This is a genomic window from Lipingzhangella halophila (assembly GCF_014203805.1).
GTDB classification, from domain to species: domain Bacteria; phylum Actinomycetota; class Actinomycetes; order Streptosporangiales; family Streptosporangiaceae; genus Lipingzhangella; species Lipingzhangella halophila.
The window spans coordinates 1,530,297-1,546,239 of record NZ_JACHJT010000001.1 but is presented as its reverse complement, the minus strand read 5'-3'; the positions used below and the strand labels follow the sequence as shown (position 1 = coordinate 1,546,239).

14 protein-coding genes and 1 pseudogene are annotated in these 15,943 nt (G+C 69.3%); 9 read left to right on the top strand and 6 right to left on the bottom strand.

Features of this window, described 5'->3' with window-relative positions; translation table 11 throughout:
- Positions 1 to 14: 14 nt before the first annotated feature.
- A complete protein-coding gene (locus F4561_RS06940) occupies positions 15 to 1,394 on the top strand; it encodes an FAD-binding oxidoreductase (protein ID WP_184575906.1) in 1,380 nt (459 codons plus the stop codon).
- Positions 1,395 to 1,865: 471 nt separating this feature from the next.
- Here F4561_RS06940 and ltrA read toward each other — a convergent pair whose 3' ends face one another.
- Positions 1,866 to 2,876: a group II intron reverse transcriptase/maturase gene (gene ltrA, locus F4561_RS06935; protein ID WP_312885176.1), complete on the bottom strand. Its 1,011-nt coding sequence runs from the start codon at positions 2,874 to 2,876 to the stop codon at positions 1,866 to 1,868.
- Positions 2,877 to 3,257: 381 nt separating this feature from the next.
- Positions 3,258 to 4,136 carry a DUF2637 domain-containing protein gene (locus F4561_RS33165; protein WP_281384039.1) on the bottom strand — a complete coding sequence of 293 codons (879 nt, stop codon included), beginning with the start codon at positions 4,134 to 4,136 and terminating at the stop codon, positions 3,258 to 3,260.
- Positions 4,137 to 4,228: 92 nt separating this feature from the next.
- Between F4561_RS33165 and F4561_RS06925 the strand changes: the two genes are divergently transcribed.
- The 3 genes from F4561_RS06925 (at position 4,229) to F4561_RS06915 (ending at position 7,191) form a co-directional block, all read left to right on the top strand.
- Positions 4,229 to 4,450, top strand: coding sequence for a hypothetical protein (locus F4561_RS06925; RefSeq protein ID WP_184575904.1), 222 nt, complete (start codon positions 4,229 to 4,231; stop codon positions 4,448 to 4,450).
- 494 nt (positions 4,451 to 4,944) lie between these two features.
- Positions 4,945 to 5,922 (top strand): aldo/keto reductase, encoded by a 978-nt coding sequence (locus F4561_RS06920; RefSeq protein ID WP_184575902.1) that lies wholly within the window; start codon positions 4,945 to 4,947, stop codon positions 5,920 to 5,922.
- 246 nt (positions 5,923 to 6,168) lie between these two features.
- The gene (locus F4561_RS06915; RefSeq protein ID WP_184575900.1) at positions 6,169 to 7,191 is read left to right on the top strand and encodes a zinc-dependent alcohol dehydrogenase family protein; all 1,023 of its coding nucleotides are present in this window, start codon (positions 6,169 to 6,171) and stop codon (positions 7,189 to 7,191) included.
- Between the two features lie 426 nt (positions 7,192 to 7,617).
- Here F4561_RS06915 and F4561_RS06910 read toward each other — a convergent pair whose 3' ends face one another.
- A complete protein-coding gene (locus F4561_RS06910; RefSeq protein WP_184575898.1) occupies positions 7,618 to 8,508 on the bottom strand; it encodes a helix-turn-helix transcriptional regulator in 891 nt (296 codons plus the stop codon).
- 322 nt (positions 8,509 to 8,830) lie between these two features.
- On the opposite strand from F4561_RS06910, the gene F4561_RS06905 reads away from it, so the two are divergent.
- Entirely contained in the window at positions 8,831 to 9,715 is an 885-nt protein-coding gene (locus F4561_RS06905; RefSeq protein WP_184575896.1) for an aldo/keto reductase, read from the top strand.
- An 85-nt stretch (positions 9,716 to 9,800) separates the two neighbouring features.
- Entirely contained in the window at positions 9,801 to 10,094 is a 294-nt protein-coding gene (locus F4561_RS06900) for an aldehyde dehydrogenase family protein (protein ID WP_184583310.1), read from the top strand.
- Between the two features lie 264 nt (positions 10,095 to 10,358).
- Here the strand turns inward: F4561_RS06900 and F4561_RS06895 are convergent, their stop codons facing one another.
- A complete protein-coding gene (locus tag F4561_RS06895) occupies positions 10,359 to 10,526 on the bottom strand; it encodes a hypothetical protein (RefSeq protein WP_184575894.1) in 168 nt (55 codons plus the stop codon).
- 132 nt (positions 10,527 to 10,658) lie between these two features.
- On the opposite strand from F4561_RS06895, the gene F4561_RS06890 reads away from it, so the two are divergent.
- The 3 genes from F4561_RS06890 (at position 10,659) to F4561_RS06880 (ending at position 12,353) form a co-directional block, all read left to right on the top strand.
- Entirely contained in the window at positions 10,659 to 10,835 is a 177-nt protein-coding gene (locus tag F4561_RS06890) for a hypothetical protein (RefSeq protein ID WP_184575892.1), read from the top strand.
- Positions 10,832 to 11,512 carry a flavodoxin gene (locus tag F4561_RS06885; protein ID WP_184575890.1) on the top strand — a complete coding sequence of 227 codons (681 nt, stop codon included), beginning with the start codon at positions 10,832 to 10,834 and terminating at the stop codon, positions 11,510 to 11,512. The genes F4561_RS06890 and F4561_RS06885 overlap by 4 nt, the downstream gene beginning before the upstream one ends.
- A gap of 214 nt (positions 11,513 to 11,726) precedes the next feature.
- Positions 11,727 to 12,353 (top strand): class I SAM-dependent methyltransferase, encoded by a 627-nt coding sequence (locus tag F4561_RS06880; protein ID WP_184575888.1) that lies wholly within the window; start codon positions 11,727 to 11,729, stop codon positions 12,351 to 12,353.
- Positions 12,354 to 12,894: 541 nt separating this feature from the next.
- Here the strand turns inward: F4561_RS06880 and F4561_RS06875 are convergent.
- Together F4561_RS06875 and F4561_RS06870 are read right to left on the bottom strand one after the other, a co-directional pair.
- A pseudogene (locus F4561_RS06875) lies at positions 12,895 to 13,628 on the bottom strand (DUF2637 domain-containing protein).
- A 1,117-nt stretch (positions 13,629 to 14,745) separates the two neighbouring features.
- A complete protein-coding gene (locus tag F4561_RS06870; protein WP_184575886.1) occupies positions 14,746 to 15,774 on the bottom strand; it encodes an NAD-dependent epimerase/dehydratase family protein in 1,029 nt (342 codons plus the stop codon).
- Between the last annotated feature and the right edge of the window lie 169 nt (positions 15,775 to 15,943).

Below are 15,943 nucleotides of genomic sequence, written 5' to 3'. Positions count from 1 at the left end.
CGACGGAGGACGAAATGACGGCACAGACCACGGTCGCGGGGCTCGGCGAGCTCCTGCGCGGCCAGCTCATCGACCGCACCGACCCCGACTACGACGACGCCCGCCGCCTCTACAACGGCATGATCGACAAACGGCCCGCGATGATCGCGCGCTGCACCAACGTCGCCGACGTGATCGCCGCGGTCGACTACGCCCGCGACCACGACCTGCTCGTCGCCGTCCGGGGCGGTGGACACAACGGCGCAGGCCTCGGCAGCTGCGACGACGGCCTCGTGATCGACCTCTCGCCGATGAAGGGAGTGCGGGTCGACCCCGGCCGCCGCACCATCCGCGCGGAGGCCGGGTGCACGCAAGGCGACGTCGACCACGCCGCGCATCCCTTCGGGCTGGCCTACCCGGCCGGGATCTTCTCCACGACCGGGATCGCCGGACTCACCTTGGGCGGAGGCCACGGCTACCTCTCGCGCAGACACGGGCTGACGATCGACAACCTCATCGAAGTCGACATCGTGCTGGCCGACGGCAGTTTCGTCACCGCCAGCGAAACCCAGCACCCGGACCTGTTCTGGGCACTGCGCGGGGGCGGCGGCAACTTCGGGGTCGTCACCAGCTTCTCCTACCGGGCACACCCGGTCCGCGACGTCTACGCGGGACCTATCTTCTGGGACCTGGCCGACGCCCGTGAGGTGATGTCCTGGTACCGCGAGTTCCTGCCACAGGCTCCCGAGGCGCTCTCCCCCTTCCTGGGACTCAAGACCGTCCCGTCGACCGCACCGTTCCCCGCCGAGCTGTGGGGCCGGCGGATCTGTGCGCTGATCTCCTGCTACGACGGGCCGGCCGGCGAGGCGGAGGCGGCCATGGCGCCCATCCGCAACGAGCTGCCCCCGCCCATTCTCGACGGAGTGACGACCATGCCCTACCCGACGTTGCAGAGCATGTTCGACCCACTCCTGCCGTCCGGCATGCAGTGGTACTGGAAGGGCGACTTCGTCCGAGAACTCCCCGACGACGCGATCGACGCACACCTCGAGCACGCCGCCGCGTCACCGTCCGAGCTCTCATTGATGCACCTCTACCCGGTCGACGGCGCCGTCCACCGCGTCGGCGCCGGCGACACGGCGTTCCACTACCGCGACGCCACATGGTCCATGGTCATCGCCGGCATCGACCCCGACCCCGGGAAGGCAGCGACCGTCACCAGTTGGGCACGCTCGTACTGGGAGGCCCTGCGCTCCTACAGTATGGGCGGCGCCTACGTGAACTTCATGATGGACGAGGGCGGCGACCGCATCCGGGCCACCTACGGTGCCAACTACGACCGCCTCGCCGGGACGAAGGCCAGCTACGACCCGACGAACCTGTTCCGCGTGAACCAGAACATCCCAGCCGCGTAACCTGCACCTCTGTCACGGGTTAGCAATTGAGGCGCAGGCGTCCGCGCGCTCGGCGATGGTCGTCAAGCGCCACTGCCACGGTGCCTGGCCTGTGCATTCTCGCCTGGCAGACGCCGACCGGCTGGATGATGAACTCCGGGCCCTAAACGAGTACGAGGGTGTTCGGATTGTGCCACGCTAGTGTCCTGATTGATTAGTTCGTTTGGGGATTCGGTTGCAGTAGGCGGCCACGCTTTCCAGGATCTCGTCGGCGGTGTGAGCATTCCTCCCCTGGCGCCCCCTTAGTCGGAGACAACGGTGATGGCCCTGCGACTAGCCACACCTCAACGCGGTCTCCGTCAGCGAGCGGTGTCGCGTGCCAACTCCGCTGGTTGCGTACGCACGGGTCGGGTAGCCCGGGGGATTCTCACCCCCGGGCCCCCACAGATCCCGGCGTGACGGTCTCCCGTCACCGGGCTCTTGCCGTTGTGATCAGCGGAAACCGGTGACCCAGGCCCAGTGGGCGAACAGCCGGGGGTGCTGGGCGATGATGCGTCGCCAGCACGCCGTGGCTTTCCGGGACGACCGGTACCGTCGATACTTCTTGCGGATCCAGCGCACCAGGTAGGCGTTGATGCGCAGGAGAAGCCGATGCAGCGCGGTGCGGTAGAACGCGCCGTAGTACTGCATCCAGCCCCGCACGATCGGGTTGATCCTGCGGGCCAGTTCGACCAGTTCATGGCCGCTGCGCCGGTGGATGCGCCAGGAGCGCACCTGCCGGCTCAGCTTGGTCAGGGCGTCTTTGCTGATCGCGGGCAGGAACCCGGTGAAGCCGCGCCCGTGCTTGTCGCGTGCTTCCCGCGCCCGGAACGTGAACCCCAGGAACGTGAACGCCGTGTGGGCATGGTCGCCCTGGCGGCGTGCGTCCTTGCAGTAGACGATCCGGGTCTTGTCCGGGTGCAGCGTGAGGCCGACCTGTTGCATCCGCCTCGCCAGCGCCTGGCGCACCCGGTGCGCCTGGTGCTGGTTCGCGCAGTGCAGCACCGCATCGTCGGCGTAGCGCTCAAAGGGCACCGCGGGGAAGTTCTCCCGCATCCACCGGTCGAAGGCATAGTGCATGAACAGGTTGGCCAGCACGGGCGAGACCGGAGAGCCCTGGGGGGTTCCCCGGTCGCGCTCCGCCATGGTCCCGTCGGTCCGGCGCATGGGGGCCATGAGCCAGCGCCGCACATACAGCAGCACCCACCGCGCATCGGTGTGGGCCGCCACTGCGCGCAGCATCAGCTCGTGGTCCACGCTGTCGAAGAACGCCTGGATGTCGATATCGAGCACCCAGTCGTAGCTCCAGCAGCGCTTGCGGCAGGCCGCGACCGCCTCCAGCGCCGAGCGGCCGGGCCGGTAGCCATAGGAGTCCGGGTGGAAGATCGGCTCCACCCGCTGTTCCAGGTGCATGGCCACCACCGTTTGGGCCACCCGGTCGGCGATGGTGGGCACACCCAGCACCCGTGTCCCGGCCCCGTGGGCTTGGGAATGGCCACCGCCTGACCGCCGCGGGGAAATAGGAGCCCGAGGACATCCGATTCCAGATCTTGTAGAGGTTGTTCTTCAGATCGGCCTCGAAGTCCTCGATCGTGGCCCCGTCCACCCCGGGCGCGCCCTGATTGGCCTTCACGCGTCGATAGGCCTCCACCACTTCCCACTTGGAGATCTCGAACGGTTTTCCCGCCGACGTCAGTCCGTCCACGGCTCGTTCCTCCCAGGCATCCTGGTTGACAGGCGTGAACACACCACCAACAGCCCGGCCCCTTGGCTCGGCCCCCACCCGCCTAGCAGGAGCGTCACGGCTACTACGGGCCGGTCCGCCAGCGCGTCCCGCACCGGTACTCAGGGTCTTGCGGGTGCTGCCCGCTTGACCGGCTCCCGCGAGCCACCCCACTGGGCGGCTCTGTCGGGACGCGCCTTCTCACGTTCCATGCGAAAGCCGCAGACCAGGCTCACGCCGCCTCCATGCCGGACACCATCTGGCCAGTCAGCGGGCCCCCGCCAGACTCCTCCCAGGGCACACCCGCGGCCCCGGTTTCGATGCCACCTCGAACGCAGTAACGACACGTCAACAGCGACCCCCGGATCCTCCTCCAAGGGTTTGCGCGCGTCTTCCTGGTCCCCACCTGACGCCTCAACCGGGCGCCGTTTCCCACATCGCTCACCACGACAGTCGTCAGCTAACGCAGCAGTGGGCGGTTTGACGCCTCCCCCCGCAGGGCGACGCCGAAGGGCCAACCATCCTTCATCTTTCGCATAGCACCACATCCAAGAACTCGTGCCTACATACCAAGCTCCCTTCCGTGTTCGTGACACACCGTGTGCATTGCGTACGCAAGCGGCGCTCGCCCGGAACTGGCGCATCAACAGCTCGTAGCTCCCGATCAGCGCGAAACTCGGCCAGGCGTGGATGATGCGCGACCACACGGTGGGATCGGCCACGGCGATGTTGGCCGCGAGCGAGGCGAGGCTGCCCGCGATCAGCAGGCTCCACGGCAGCAGCCCGCCTCGGCGTCCCTGGCGGGCGTCGGACAACAACGTCATCGACGCCGCAACCACCGTTCCGTCCACCGACAGTGGGAACAGGGCGGTGCGCCAGGCGGGTTCGCCGTGGCGCAGTGCCAGATCGTACATGTGGGAGTAGGAGACGACGGCCGCGATCGTGGCCAGAAGAAGTACCGCGGCGATGGTTGTCCAGCGGGACCAGCGGGAAGAATCCATCACAGATCACCGCCCCGGCAGGGTCAGCGTGGTGGACAGCCGGACCCGCGCATTGGAGAAGTCCGGGCGGCGGGTCGAGGGGGTATAGGAAATTGGTTCAAGTCCCCCTCCGACACAAACCCCAGCGCTCCATCGGCACCTCCACCGCCAGCGTTGTGGCCGCCGCCGTCCTCACCCAGATGACGGTGCCGCTCGGAGAGACGATGGTGCCCACCCAGGACGGCTTCCGCACCATGATGGCGATCGGCGCCGCCGCGGCGGCCGCCGCTGACGATGGCGGCCTTCCTGCCGCGGCACAATCGCCCAGGCAGTGAACAGCCCCGCCAGCACGCCGCGGAGCCCGCCCCGACGGCACGGTGACCGTCCATCGCTCCGGCCCTTCGAGCCTCGATACCGCCTCCTTCCCTCCGAAACCCGCTGTGGGGGTGTCTGCCGTTACCCGGCTCAACAGACCCTCCCGCACGCGCGCAAACGCCTGGTTACGTGGTGGGTAGCCGCATGCGACAGGGGTAGCCGACGGCGGCTCTGTGTTCCTCTTCCAACGGGCGCCTCGGCGGAACGCAGCCAGCGAAAGCTGCTGCCCGATGTGCTGGGCAACAGGTTCGAGTCCGGACGGGCGTTCGACCACACCCGCGGACCAGCGAGCCCGCAGATGTTTGGGCCGCACCCACGGGGACCGCGGCCGGGCCGCGCACGCTTTCACGGCCAGGTTGCCGAGCAGTGAGCGGTCCGCACGAGTCGGCGCCCCCACTGTCCGGCACCCGCTTCGGGCGGCATCCACTCCGCATTCAATGAAGGGACGGCGATTGTGAAGCACATCAAACTGGGCGGTCTGGAGGTCTCGCGCATCGGCCTGGGCGCGATGGGGATGTCCCACGCCTACACCGGTGCGGGCACCGACGACGCGGAGTCAATCCGCACCATCCACCGGGCACTGGACCTGGGCGTCACCCTGATCGACACCGCCGAGATCTACGGGCCCTACACCAACGAGGAACTTCTCGGGCGAGCCCTCAAGGGCCGCCGCGACCAGGTGGTGCTGGCCACCAAATTCGGCCTGGTCTCCCACACCGGCGGCGGGGAATGGACGCTGGACAGCAGCCCCGCCAACATCCGCACCGCGGTCGAAGGATCCCTGCGGCGCCTGGGCACCGACCACATCGACCTGTACTACCAGCACCGCGTCGACCCGAACACACCCATCGAGGAGACCGTCGGCGCCCTGTCCGACCTCGTCTCCGAGGGCAAGATCGGCCACATCGGGCTGTCCGAGGCCGGGGTCGACACCATCCGCCGCGCCCACGCGGTCCATCCCGTCACGGCGCTGCAGTCGGAGTATTCCCTGTGGACGCGCGACCAGGAGCCGGAGGTGCTGCCGCTGCTGCGCGAGCTGGGCATCGGCTTTGTGGCCTACTCGCCGCTGGGGCACGGATTTTTGACCGGCAAGATCCGTTCCACCGCGGATTTCGGCGGCGACGACTTCCGCGCCACCAACCCGCGGTTCACCGGCGAGAACTTCCAGCGGAATCTTCGCTTGGCCGACGAGGTCGAGGCGATCGCGGCCGAAGTCGGCGCCACACCGGCGCAGGTAGCGATTGCCTGGCTGCTGGCCAAGGGCGACGACATCGCCCCCATTCCGGGGACCCGGCGCGTCTCCCGTGTCGAGGAGAACATCGCCGCCGACCAGGTCAACCTCAGCGCCGAGCAGCTCGCCAAGCTCGACAGCCTTCCGCCCGCCGCCGGCGAGCACCACAACGAGCAGCAGATGCGCATGATCGACCGGTGAGACGCAGGGGTGGCCGGAGGCGTCCGCGGATGCCTCGTGCTCGACTTCAGCTAAGCGCCGGGAAGCCTCCCCTTCCCGGCCGTTTGAGCCTCGGGCAGCGACGAGGGAGGTTCCGGCAGTACCTGGAAGATCGGAGACTCCCGCACGCGGGACTGCTCAGGTTTGCTGGTCAGTGGCCGACGTGGGGCGCCGTGCCGCTCGGAGGACACCGGACGAACATTCACATGCGATCGAAGGAAGCAACACATGCGTGCAACCGTGATGTACGGAGCCGGGGACGTACGGGTGGAGGACGTGCCCGACCCGGTTCTCCAGGAGCCCACCGACGCCCTGGTGCGGATCGTGCGCTCCTGTGTATGCGGCAGTGACCTGCACCCGTACCGGTCGATGCCCGCTTCGGTCGAGGGCACGCCCATGGGACACGAGTTCCTGGGCGTAGTAGAGGAGACCGGCTCCGACGTCTCCGGTTTCCGGGCCGGCGACCTGGTCGTGGCGCCGTTCGCCTTCGCCGACAACACCTGCGCCTTCTGCTGTGAAGGCCTGCACACCTCCTGCCCCCACGGCGGGTTCTTCAGCGCCGCCCAGGCCGAGGCGCTCCGTGTCCCCCAGGCCCAGGGCAGCCTGGTGAAGCTGCCGGTGGCCGAGGACTCCGCCCTGCTGCCGTCGCTTCTGACCCTGGCCGATGTCTTCGGCACCGGTCACCACGCCGCCGTCACCGCCGGAGTGAACCAGCGCACCACCGTCACCGTGGTCGGCGACGGCGCGGTCGGTCTGCTGGCCGTGCTGTCGGCCAAGCGGCTGGGCGCCGAGCGGATCGTCCTGATGGGCCGCCACAAGGACCGCACCGACCTCGGCCGCGACTTCGGCGCCACCGACGTCGTCGCCGAGCGCGGGCAGGAGGGTATCGAGCGGGTGCGGGAGCTGACCTCGGGCGACGGCGCCCACACGGTGCTGGAGGCGGTCGGCCACCTCGACGCCTACGAGGCCGCCCTGGGCGTGGTGCGTCCCGGCGGTGTGATCAGCCGCGTGGGTGTGCCCCAGTACGACCAGGGGCCGATCGGCTTCACGTCGCTTTTCGGCGGCAACCTCACCTTGACCGGCGGCCCGGCCCCGGTCCGCGCCTACATCGAGGAATTGCTGCCCGACGTTCTGGAGGGCCGGGTCGAACCCGGCCGGGTCTTCGACCGCACCGTCGGCCTGGAGCAGACGCCTGACGGGTACCGCGCGATGGACCAGCGCGAGGCCCTCAAGGTCCTGGTGCGGCCCTGAACCGAGTATCTCCGCCTGGCCGCGAGGCGGAGCTCACCGGCTGCTACCCGGTAGCCGGCCGAGGCTGGTACGTCCGCAACGACCGGCGCCCGCAGCCGGCCGCCGGCAATGAAGGGAACGGGTGCGGCCGACTGCCGGCCAATCCCACGAGGTCATCCCCGCCGCGGTTGACGGCCGCATCCGGCCGATCATGGACGGTGCAGTGCCGTTCGACCATGCTGCCGAGCCCGCGGAACGCCTACGGGGCCACCGCGATTGCGGCAGGATCGTCTTGACCGTGCCGTGATCCGATGCCCACCTATCGTCGAGGAGTCCGCGCCGTGACAGCTGCGCGCGGTGCGGCACGGTCGCGCCCTGTCACTCGCTGGGCGGAGCGCCCGCCCAGCGGGGTGACGGGGCGAAGCACGAGCCGGCGGTGTATCGCCGTCACCCTTGGTCGGTAGCCTGCGCCTCATCCGTCAGGCCCTGAGTGGCGGCCCAGCTAGCGAGCATCTTGAGGCCGTCGGCAGTGGGGCTGTCCACGGGCGCGGTGTAGACGTTGAGGACCAGGCCCGGTTCCGAGGGCAATTGCATCGACTCGAAGTTCAAATCCAACTGGCCTACGACCGGGTGGCGCAACCGCTTCTGGCCGCTGCGGTGGAACTGCACGTCGTGGGAGGCCCACCGTTGCCGGAAGATCTCGCTCTGCGTCGACAGTTCCCCGACGAGGTCGATCAGCGCCCGGTCGTGCGGATTGCGGCCCGCCTCCAGGCGCAGCATCGCTGCGGCGTCGTTGGCGATGCGCTCCCAGTCGACGAAGAACTCGCGGGCAGCCGGGTCGAGGTAGACGAACCGCGTCGTGTTCGCAGGTCGGCGCGGGTCGGCCAGGACCGGTGAGTAGAGGGCGCGGGCCAGGCGGTTCATGGCCACGATGTCGTGGCGGCCGTTGCGGACCCAGGCGGGTGCGTCAGTGATGGCATCGAGCACCTGCTGGACGGCCGGCCGCACGCTCGTCGGCGGCGACTTCCGCGGGCGCCGACGTTGCGGACCCGCTGCCCGGGCGAGGGCGAAGAGGTGGTCGCGCTCGGCCTCGTCCAGTTGTAGCGCGCTCACCAAAGAGTCCAGCACCTCTTCGGAGGCGCCGGAGAGGTTTCCGCGCTCCATGCGGACGTAGTAGTCGATGGAGACACCGGCCAGCATGGCGACCTCCTCGCGGCGCAGCCCTTTGACCCGGCGCTTGCCGCCGTAGGCCGGCAGCCCGGCCTGTGCGGGCGTAATGCGAGCCCGCCGCGAACTGAGGAACTCGCGGACCGCGGCGCGATGATCGACCTGCTCCATGCTCCCAGGCTAGGCGGCCGCTCAGGCATGAGGGAGGGAACGCCGGTACCCCGGTCGCCGGGCACACTCCCTGCTCGGAAGACACGGGATCCCCGGCGTCGTCTCCGATGCGGCCGGCCAGCCGGACCGCGACAGGGCCCCGACGAGAACACGGCTTCGGTTGCGAGCCGCGACCCGGACCAGCCCCGGCGGGAACGGCCGGGAGCCGTGAGGCGAGAGCGCGGGCGGCCCGTTGCCGCAGGATGGCGGCCTGTCAGGGGTTGGTGACACAGGGAACGCCAGTACCTCCCGCACCATCCGGTGGTGACCTAGCGTAGGCGCCATGACCGTTCCGAACATGACCCTGAACAACGGCGTCGAGATCCCGGCCATCGGCTTCGGCGTCTTCCAGACACCGCCCGAGCAGACCGTCGCCGCCGTCGAGTCGGCCCTGGCGACCGGCTACCGCCACATCGACACCGCGGCCGTCTACGGCAACGAGCGCGAAGTCGGCCGGGCGATCCGCAATTCCGGGCTCGACCGCTCGGAGCTCTTCGTCGAGACCAAGATCTGGATCAGCGACTTCGGCTACGACGACACGCTGCACGCCTTCGACAAGGGCGCGGGCAAGCTCGGGATCGAGCAGATCGACATGCTGATCCTCCACCAGGCCCTGCCCAGCGAGTTCGACCGCACCGTCACGGCCTACCAGGCGCTGGAGAAGCTGCTCGCCGACGGCAGGGTGCGGTCGATCGGAGTCAGCAACTTCATGCCCGACCACCTCCGGCGGCTCATGGCCGAGACCGAGGTCGTGCCCGCGGTGAACCAGATCGAGGTGCACCCCTACTTCCGCCAGTCCGACCTGCTCGCCTTCGACACCGAACACGGCATCCTCAACCAGGCCTGGTCGCCCATCGGCGGCATCACCTTCTACCGCGACGGCAGCCAGGGCTCCACACTGGAGGACCCGGTCATCGGCGAGATCGCCCAAGCGCACGGCAGGACCCCGGCCCAGGTGATGCTGCGCTGGCATCTTCAGCAGGGCCGGCAGGTGATCCCCAAATCCGTGACGCCCTCGCGCATCGCGGAGAACTTCGACGTCTTCGACTTCGAGCTCTCCGCCGACCAGCTCACCGCCATCGACCGGCTCGACACCGGCGTGCGCGGCGGGTCCGAGCCCGAGGACGTCACCCGCCAGAACTTCTGGGTCGACATCTCCGAAGCGTGAACCCGCGCGGCCCGCCCGACGAGAACCGGGTGGGCCGGCGGGCGACCAGCACGCCTGGGCCGTTGCGCACCACGTATCCGGCGCGCTGCAAGGCACCGGGACCGCCCCGCTCAGCTCCTACGCCTTCGCCGAAGCCGCCGCCAAGGCCGGCCTGCCCGCCGGCATCGTCAATCTGCTCACAGACACCGGTCCCGAGGTCAGGGAGGCCATCGTCCGCGATCCGCGCGTCGACATGGTCGCGCTGACGGAGTCCGTGCGCGCGAGTGTGCAGATCATGGAACTCGCGGCCGCCTCGGTCAAGCGGGGCGCGCTTGAGCCGGGTGGAAAGTCGGCCGACATCACCTGCGAGATGCCGACCCGGAACAGGCGATCTCGGTAAGGATGGAGGACTCCTTCCGCAACTCCGGCTGAGTCTGCGGAGGCATGTCACAGGCCCTCGTCCGCGCCTCACGGCTGGCCGAGGCCGAGGAGATCGCCCGCGCCAAGGCCGAGTCCTTCGTGCCGGATTCCCCCTACGACGCGAAGACGACGCTGGGCCCGCGACGCAGCGCTACCGCGTGCGGGGCTACATCAAAAGCGGGAATCCACAGGGAATTCCACCTTCGGGGCTCCACCCTGTATGCCGCGAGAGGTCCGCTCCGGATCAGCACGGCTCCGTCCGCAGGGAGGCACTGCCAGTACCCCGACCAACGCTGACTCCCACCCGGGCGCACAGTGCGGTGCGATGGTGCCAGACCAGCGGGACGAGGGGGAGCGCGTCGGTCCAGCCGTGGTCGCCGCCGTTGATGATGCCGTAGACGAGGGCGCCCATTGAGACCACATTCCTGGAAGGGGCGGTCGGGCCACCCCTACTCATCGGTCTCGGCCAGGGAATCGCCTTCGGACCGCTCACCGCGGCCTGGATCGCCGGTGCGGGGCCGGGCGACGTAGGGCGGCGGCGGACATGGTCAACACCGCCCACCAACTCGGCCCCACCCTCGGCGTGGCGATCGGAGCCGCCACCCTCGGCGCACGCGCCACCGACGCCTATGCGGGCGGCGCCATGCTCGGCATTGCGCTGGCCGCCGCACTCGCACTCGTCGTGCCGTTCGAGATCACCCGCAGCAAGGAGAGCTCATGACCGACTCGATACCCCGCAGAACGCTGTTGACCGCAGGTATCGGCGCTCTCGCCGCAGGCCTCGCCGCCTGCTCCCCCGGGCAGCGCCCGCAGGATCGCCCTTCCATCGGGGGCGGCACAGAGACGACGCCGAGTCCCGAAACGACGACCGGATCCGGCGCGGGGGTGCTGCTCGTCTTCTTCTCCCGCGCCGGCGAGAACTACTACTACGGTGACCGCCGGTACCTGGAGATCGGCAACACCGCAGTACTCGCCGGGATGATCACCGACCGCATCGCCTGCGACACCTACGAGATCGAACCCTCCGACCCGTATCCGGAGGCCTACGATCCGACCGTCGATCGAAATTCCCGAGAACAGGAGGACGACGCCCGGCCCGCGATCGCGAACCCGCTGCCGGACGTGAGCGCATACGACATCGTGCTCCTCGGCAGCCCCGTCTGGGGAAGTCGCGCACCGATGATCATGTCGACCTTCATCGATGGCGTCGACCTCGCCGGGAAGACGGTCCTGCCGTTCGTCACCTACGCCGTCAGCGGCATGAGCGGCATCGACGAGGACTATCGGCGAACCCTCCCCGACACCGAGGTCCGCGACGGGCTCGCCGTCCGGGGCGAGACCGTCTCCGAGGCAGGACCCGACCTCGACGAGTGGCTGACCACGAACGACCTCGCGTGAAGTGGGGCAAGAGCAACGCGCCGATCCGCGCCGACCGCCCCTGGACGCGCCACCCCGACACTCCCGCTCCCAACACCCACGAGACCCGCCAGACATACCCGGAAACCGAGATGGGCCGGTCACAAGAGCGGCCTGACTACCGCGACACCGGAAGTGCTACGGCACCCCCTGTTCAAGGACCCCTCCTGTCGGAGGGTCCTGTCAGGATGTGAACGTGGACAGCCAGAAGCAGGAGACCATCGCGGCCTACGAGGCCGCGGCCGTGGACTACGCCACCGAGACGGCTCAACTGCCGGACTCCATCCGCACAACGTGCGCGCGGTTCGCCCGGCTGCTCGCAGGGTCCGGACGGGTACTGGAGATCGGCAGCGGCGGCGGTCGCGACGCACGGGCGCTGGAGGAGTACGGCCTCAGCGTGCGGCGCACCGACATCACCCCCGGATTCGTCGAGGTCCTGCGAGGACAGGGCTTCGAGGCAGACCTGCTGGACCCCCTCACCGATGAACTGGACGATCCACACAACCCGGAGGGGCGATACGACGCCATCTGGGCCCAAGCCTGCCTGATGCACGTGGACCGCGACGATCTGCCCACGGTGCTCACCCGGCTCGCCGAAGTCACCAGGCCGGCCGGCCTGATCTTCCTCTCGGTTACCGAGGGCGACGGGGACACGCGGGATGCCGGCCGCACCGGAGCGCGGTACCACCGGACCGACTGGCGCGAAGCGCAGCTGTGCGCGACCGCCAACGGCTCGGGGTGGGTGGTCGACGAGGTCTGGTCGAGCCAAGGCAAGTTCTCACCGTTCCTCAACGTCCTCGGCCACCGGGCCGATGCCTCGTGACCATGCAACCGTCAACCCCCGTACCGCGGCCTGCGCCAGCGGGTTGAGCATGAGGGCAGGTCAAGCGCGGGAGCTGGACGCCGGCATGGCGCTCCAGGCGCGCTGGTGCAGCCGCGGTCGGCAGACCACCACCGCCAGGCCTATGCCGACCTGTAGCCCCTCACGGAGCGTCTCCTCCGCACGGTGATCGACGCCGGGGACATCACCCCCTGGAGACGAATCCGGGGATCGAGGCGACGGTGCTATTCGCGCTCGGCGACAGCCTGAGCACCCATGTGCTCCCACGGCCACGGCACGCGAGGGCAAGTCCTGAACATAGGCCACCGAGCGGGATGCGCTGCGGTTTCTACCTTCGGAGTTGCGTACGCATGCACACGTGATGCGTACGCAACCAGCGGGGTCACTTGGACAAGCGCGATCGGTCGTGTCTGTGCCCACACGATTCAGGGACGGAGTTGGGGAAGGTGGCACCGCCCACGTCGATCGCTGCCGGCTCTGATGTGCCTGTCACATGCGGCGGCCGGGAAGCAGCGTCCCCTGATCAGGCGGCCCTTCGTTCCAGAACTCCTTGCTGGCCTCGCTGTTTGACCAGCCGCCCCCAGCGCTGTTTCCGGCCGAAGGCCGCAGCGATCTCGCCGCCGGTCGGCAGGGAACCGTCGTCACGTTGGTGCTCCAACGCCCAACGCCAGGCTTCAAGCTGGATGGGCGGAACGTCCACTCCCCCAGGGCCGGTGGGACCGAGCGCCGTAGTCATATCGCTCTCCGGGGGGGGACCGCATGGAGCCCTCCCCCGGCACCGTCCTTAACGGCTTCAGTGCCGACATCCGCATCAGCGCTCTCACCCCCACTGTGACGTGCAGACCTCTCGTCTGCGTACGCAGAGCGCTCTCCGCGTACCGCCACTCGGAAGTGGCGCATGAGCAGCTCGTAGGCGCCCATCAGGGCGAAGCTCGGCCAGGCGTGGATCACCCGCGACCACACTGTCGGGGCAGCCACCGCGACGTTGGCGGCCAGCGACGCGGCGCTGCCGACGACCAGTAGCGTCCAGGGCAGCGCTCCCCCGCGCCTTCCCTGGCGGGCGTCGCTGAGTAAGGCCATCGAGGCGGTGACGATCATGCCGTCGACCGAGAGCGGGAACAGGCCGGCGCGCCAGGCGGGTTCGCCGTGGCGCAGGGCCAGCTCGAACATGTGGGCATAGGAGACCACGGCCGCGATGGCGGCCAGCAGCAGGACGGTGGCGGTGGTGATCCAGCGCGACCACACCGGGCTCGACATGGGCACTCGCTCCCTTTCGCAGGTCATCAGCCATACGCGGGATCCCGGCACCGGTGAGCACTACCGGGCACATGGACCTCGGCCGATCGTGGAGACGGCCGCGGCGCGCCGACGGCGTGGAGACGAAATGGAGACAGGAAGATGCCTCAACGGGGCTCAACGGCGCCGAACGGCTCCCAACGAGGTCCTCTGACCTGCAATTCCGCACATCGGTCCAGGTCGGCCGGAGCGCCGTACTACCTTGACACGGTAGAGGTCACTGGTTCGAGTCCAGTACCGCCCACCAGCATCACCGCAGGTCAGGATGGGTCTCTCAGATCTCTCCACGGAAGGCGGACACCGCCGTGGGAGATATCTGGGAGACCATCTTTTTTCGTAGGGCTCTTCGGCCCCGACGTTGGCCATGCCGGGCATCCGGTGGCCCAGGCGCGCGGCCCGCGGGCCACCTCCCGGTACCACCGCCCGCTGTCCTTACGGTGTCGTCGAAGGTCGCGCCATTCTCGCTGACCAACAGCCCCACATCGGGATAGTCACGCGCCAGGCGTCTGCCTGAAGCGCGACGCGCACCGGTTCGGTCCGAGCATCGGCGAGCCTGGAGCGCCCGCGACGTGAACCCCGGGAACGTGAACGCCCTGCGCGCATGGCTGGCGCCTCGTGGCCCGTCCTTCTCCAGCGCCGAGTGCCCGCGGGGTTCCGGTGGTCACCGCTGGATGCGGCGCCGGTAGTAGTCGATCGTGACGGCGACCAGCGGAGGTTTTCGGACAGTGGGTGTTGCGCGCCGATCACCGTCAGGCGCCACAGCGCGGAGGGCAGGACGCACAGCGGCACGGCCCACGCCGCCCATACGGCCCAGAGTGACGGGGGCGAAGCGGTGGTCCCGCAGGTGCTGACACTGGTCATCCGGACCGGACGCGGCGGAACCCGGGCACGCTGGGCGCAGCGCGGACATCGACGGGACCAGACGCGGGGGCTGGTGCCGCACCGTTGCACGGCGCGGCACCAGCGCCCCCAGGGGAACGCGCTCATCGCTGTCACCGCGCGTCCGGCCCCCGTCGTAGCCCCTCAACGCCCGCCGCGGCCGCGCCCACCCGGTTGCCGGTCGCGCCGGGTGGCCCAGTCACGGAGACGTGGCTTTCCCGCTCCTTTCGTCGAGGAGGGCGAGGACCCGTTGCTCGTCAGCCGGGTCGAGCCAGGTCGACGGCGGCGGCGTGTCCGGCAGCGGAGCCGGGTCGCCTTCGGCCTGGATCCAGTCCCAGGTGTCGGCGATCGTCTCGCGGATGGGACGGCACCGCAGCCCGGCGGCGTGGGCAGCCGAGACGTCGGCGTCGTGGATGCCGCTGGGCGCCGGCACGCCCGGGAAGCGCAGCCCGAGTTCCATGCCCAGGCCCACGCCGGTCTCCTCCAGCAACTCGGGCGGGGCCCAGACGAGTTCGGCGCCCGAGCCGGTCACGTCGACCGCGGCCTGCAGGAGCTCGCCCGTCGTCGTGTGTCCCGGCCAACTGCAGACGGTGAACGGCCCCGTAAGACCGCGTTCGGCCGCGTCGAGCATCCAGATGGCCATGTCGCGTGCGTCGATGAACTGCAGGGGCCGGTCGCTCGGTCCAGGCGCGAGAACGCGTCCGCCCCTTTCGACGCGGCGCAGCCACCACGGCATGCGGCCGACATCCTCATAGGGACCCAGTATCCCTCCCGCGCGGGCGAGGAGAGCACGGTCGGGGAACGACTCCAGAACAGCGAGCTCCCCGCCGCGCTTCGCCGCGGCGTAGTCGGTGTCGTCGTCGCTGGCCGGGTCACCGTCGACGAGCGGCGCGCTCTCGTCGGCGCCGGACGGCCAGGGCCACTGGTGGACACCGCGGCTGGAGACGTAGACGTAGTGGCCGGCCCGGTCGGCGAGCAGCCTGGCGGAGTCGCGGACGACGCGGGGCGCCTTCGCCCACGTGTCCACGACGACATCCCATTCACGACCGGCGAGCGCCGCGCGCACCGCGTCGGGGTCGGTCCGGTCAGCGACGAGCGCCTCCGTCCCGCGTTCCGGAGCCCTGCTCACCCCGCGGTTCAGAGTGGTGACCTGGTCACCGCGGCCCAGCCCCGCCTCGACGACGGCTCGGCCGACGTGATGCGTGCCGCCCAGCACGAGAAGCCTCATCGCACACCTCCAAAGAAACCAAAAAAACAATTTGTTTATATGGAAGTGTATGTCACTCCGTCGGAGGTGGCTTCCAACTCGTCGATGCGGTGCAGCCTTTGCCGTAGTTCGGCCACACGCCGGGGGCGAGCAGGCTCCCTCTACCCGCACTGTGACGGTGTGCTCGCGG

Coding starts and splice junctions, on each gene's coding strand:
- F4561_RS06895 (WP_184575894.1), bottom strand. CDS start 10,526: ATGGGCGCCCTCGTCTACGGCATCATCAACGGCGGCGACCACGGCTGG.
- F4561_RS33165 (WP_281384039.1), bottom strand. CDS start 4,136: ATGGATTCTTCCCGCTGGTCCCGCTGGACAACCATCGCCGCGGTACTT.
- F4561_RS06910 (WP_184575898.1), bottom strand. CDS start 8,508: ATGGAGCAGGTCGATCATCGCGCCGCGGTCCGCGAGTTCCTCAGTTCG.
- F4561_RS06890 (WP_184575892.1), top strand. CDS start 10,659: ATGGTCAACACCGCCCACCAACTCGGCCCCACCCTCGGCGTGGCGATC.
- F4561_RS06905 (WP_184575896.1), top strand. CDS start 8,831: ATGACCGTTCCGAACATGACCCTGAACAACGGCGTCGAGATCCCGGCC.
- F4561_RS06885 (WP_184575890.1), top strand. CDS start 10,832: ATGACCGACTCGATACCCCGCAGAACGCTGTTGACCGCAGGTATCGGC.
- F4561_RS06870 (WP_184575886.1), bottom strand. CDS start 15,774: ATGAGGCTTCTCGTGCTGGGCGGCACGCATCACGTCGGCCGAGCCGTC.
- F4561_RS06940 (WP_184575906.1), top strand. CDS start 15: ATGACGGCACAGACCACGGTCGCGGGGCTCGGCGAGCTCCTGCGCGGC.
- F4561_RS06915 (WP_184575900.1), top strand. CDS start 6,169: ATGCGTGCAACCGTGATGTACGGAGCCGGGGACGTACGGGTGGAGGAC.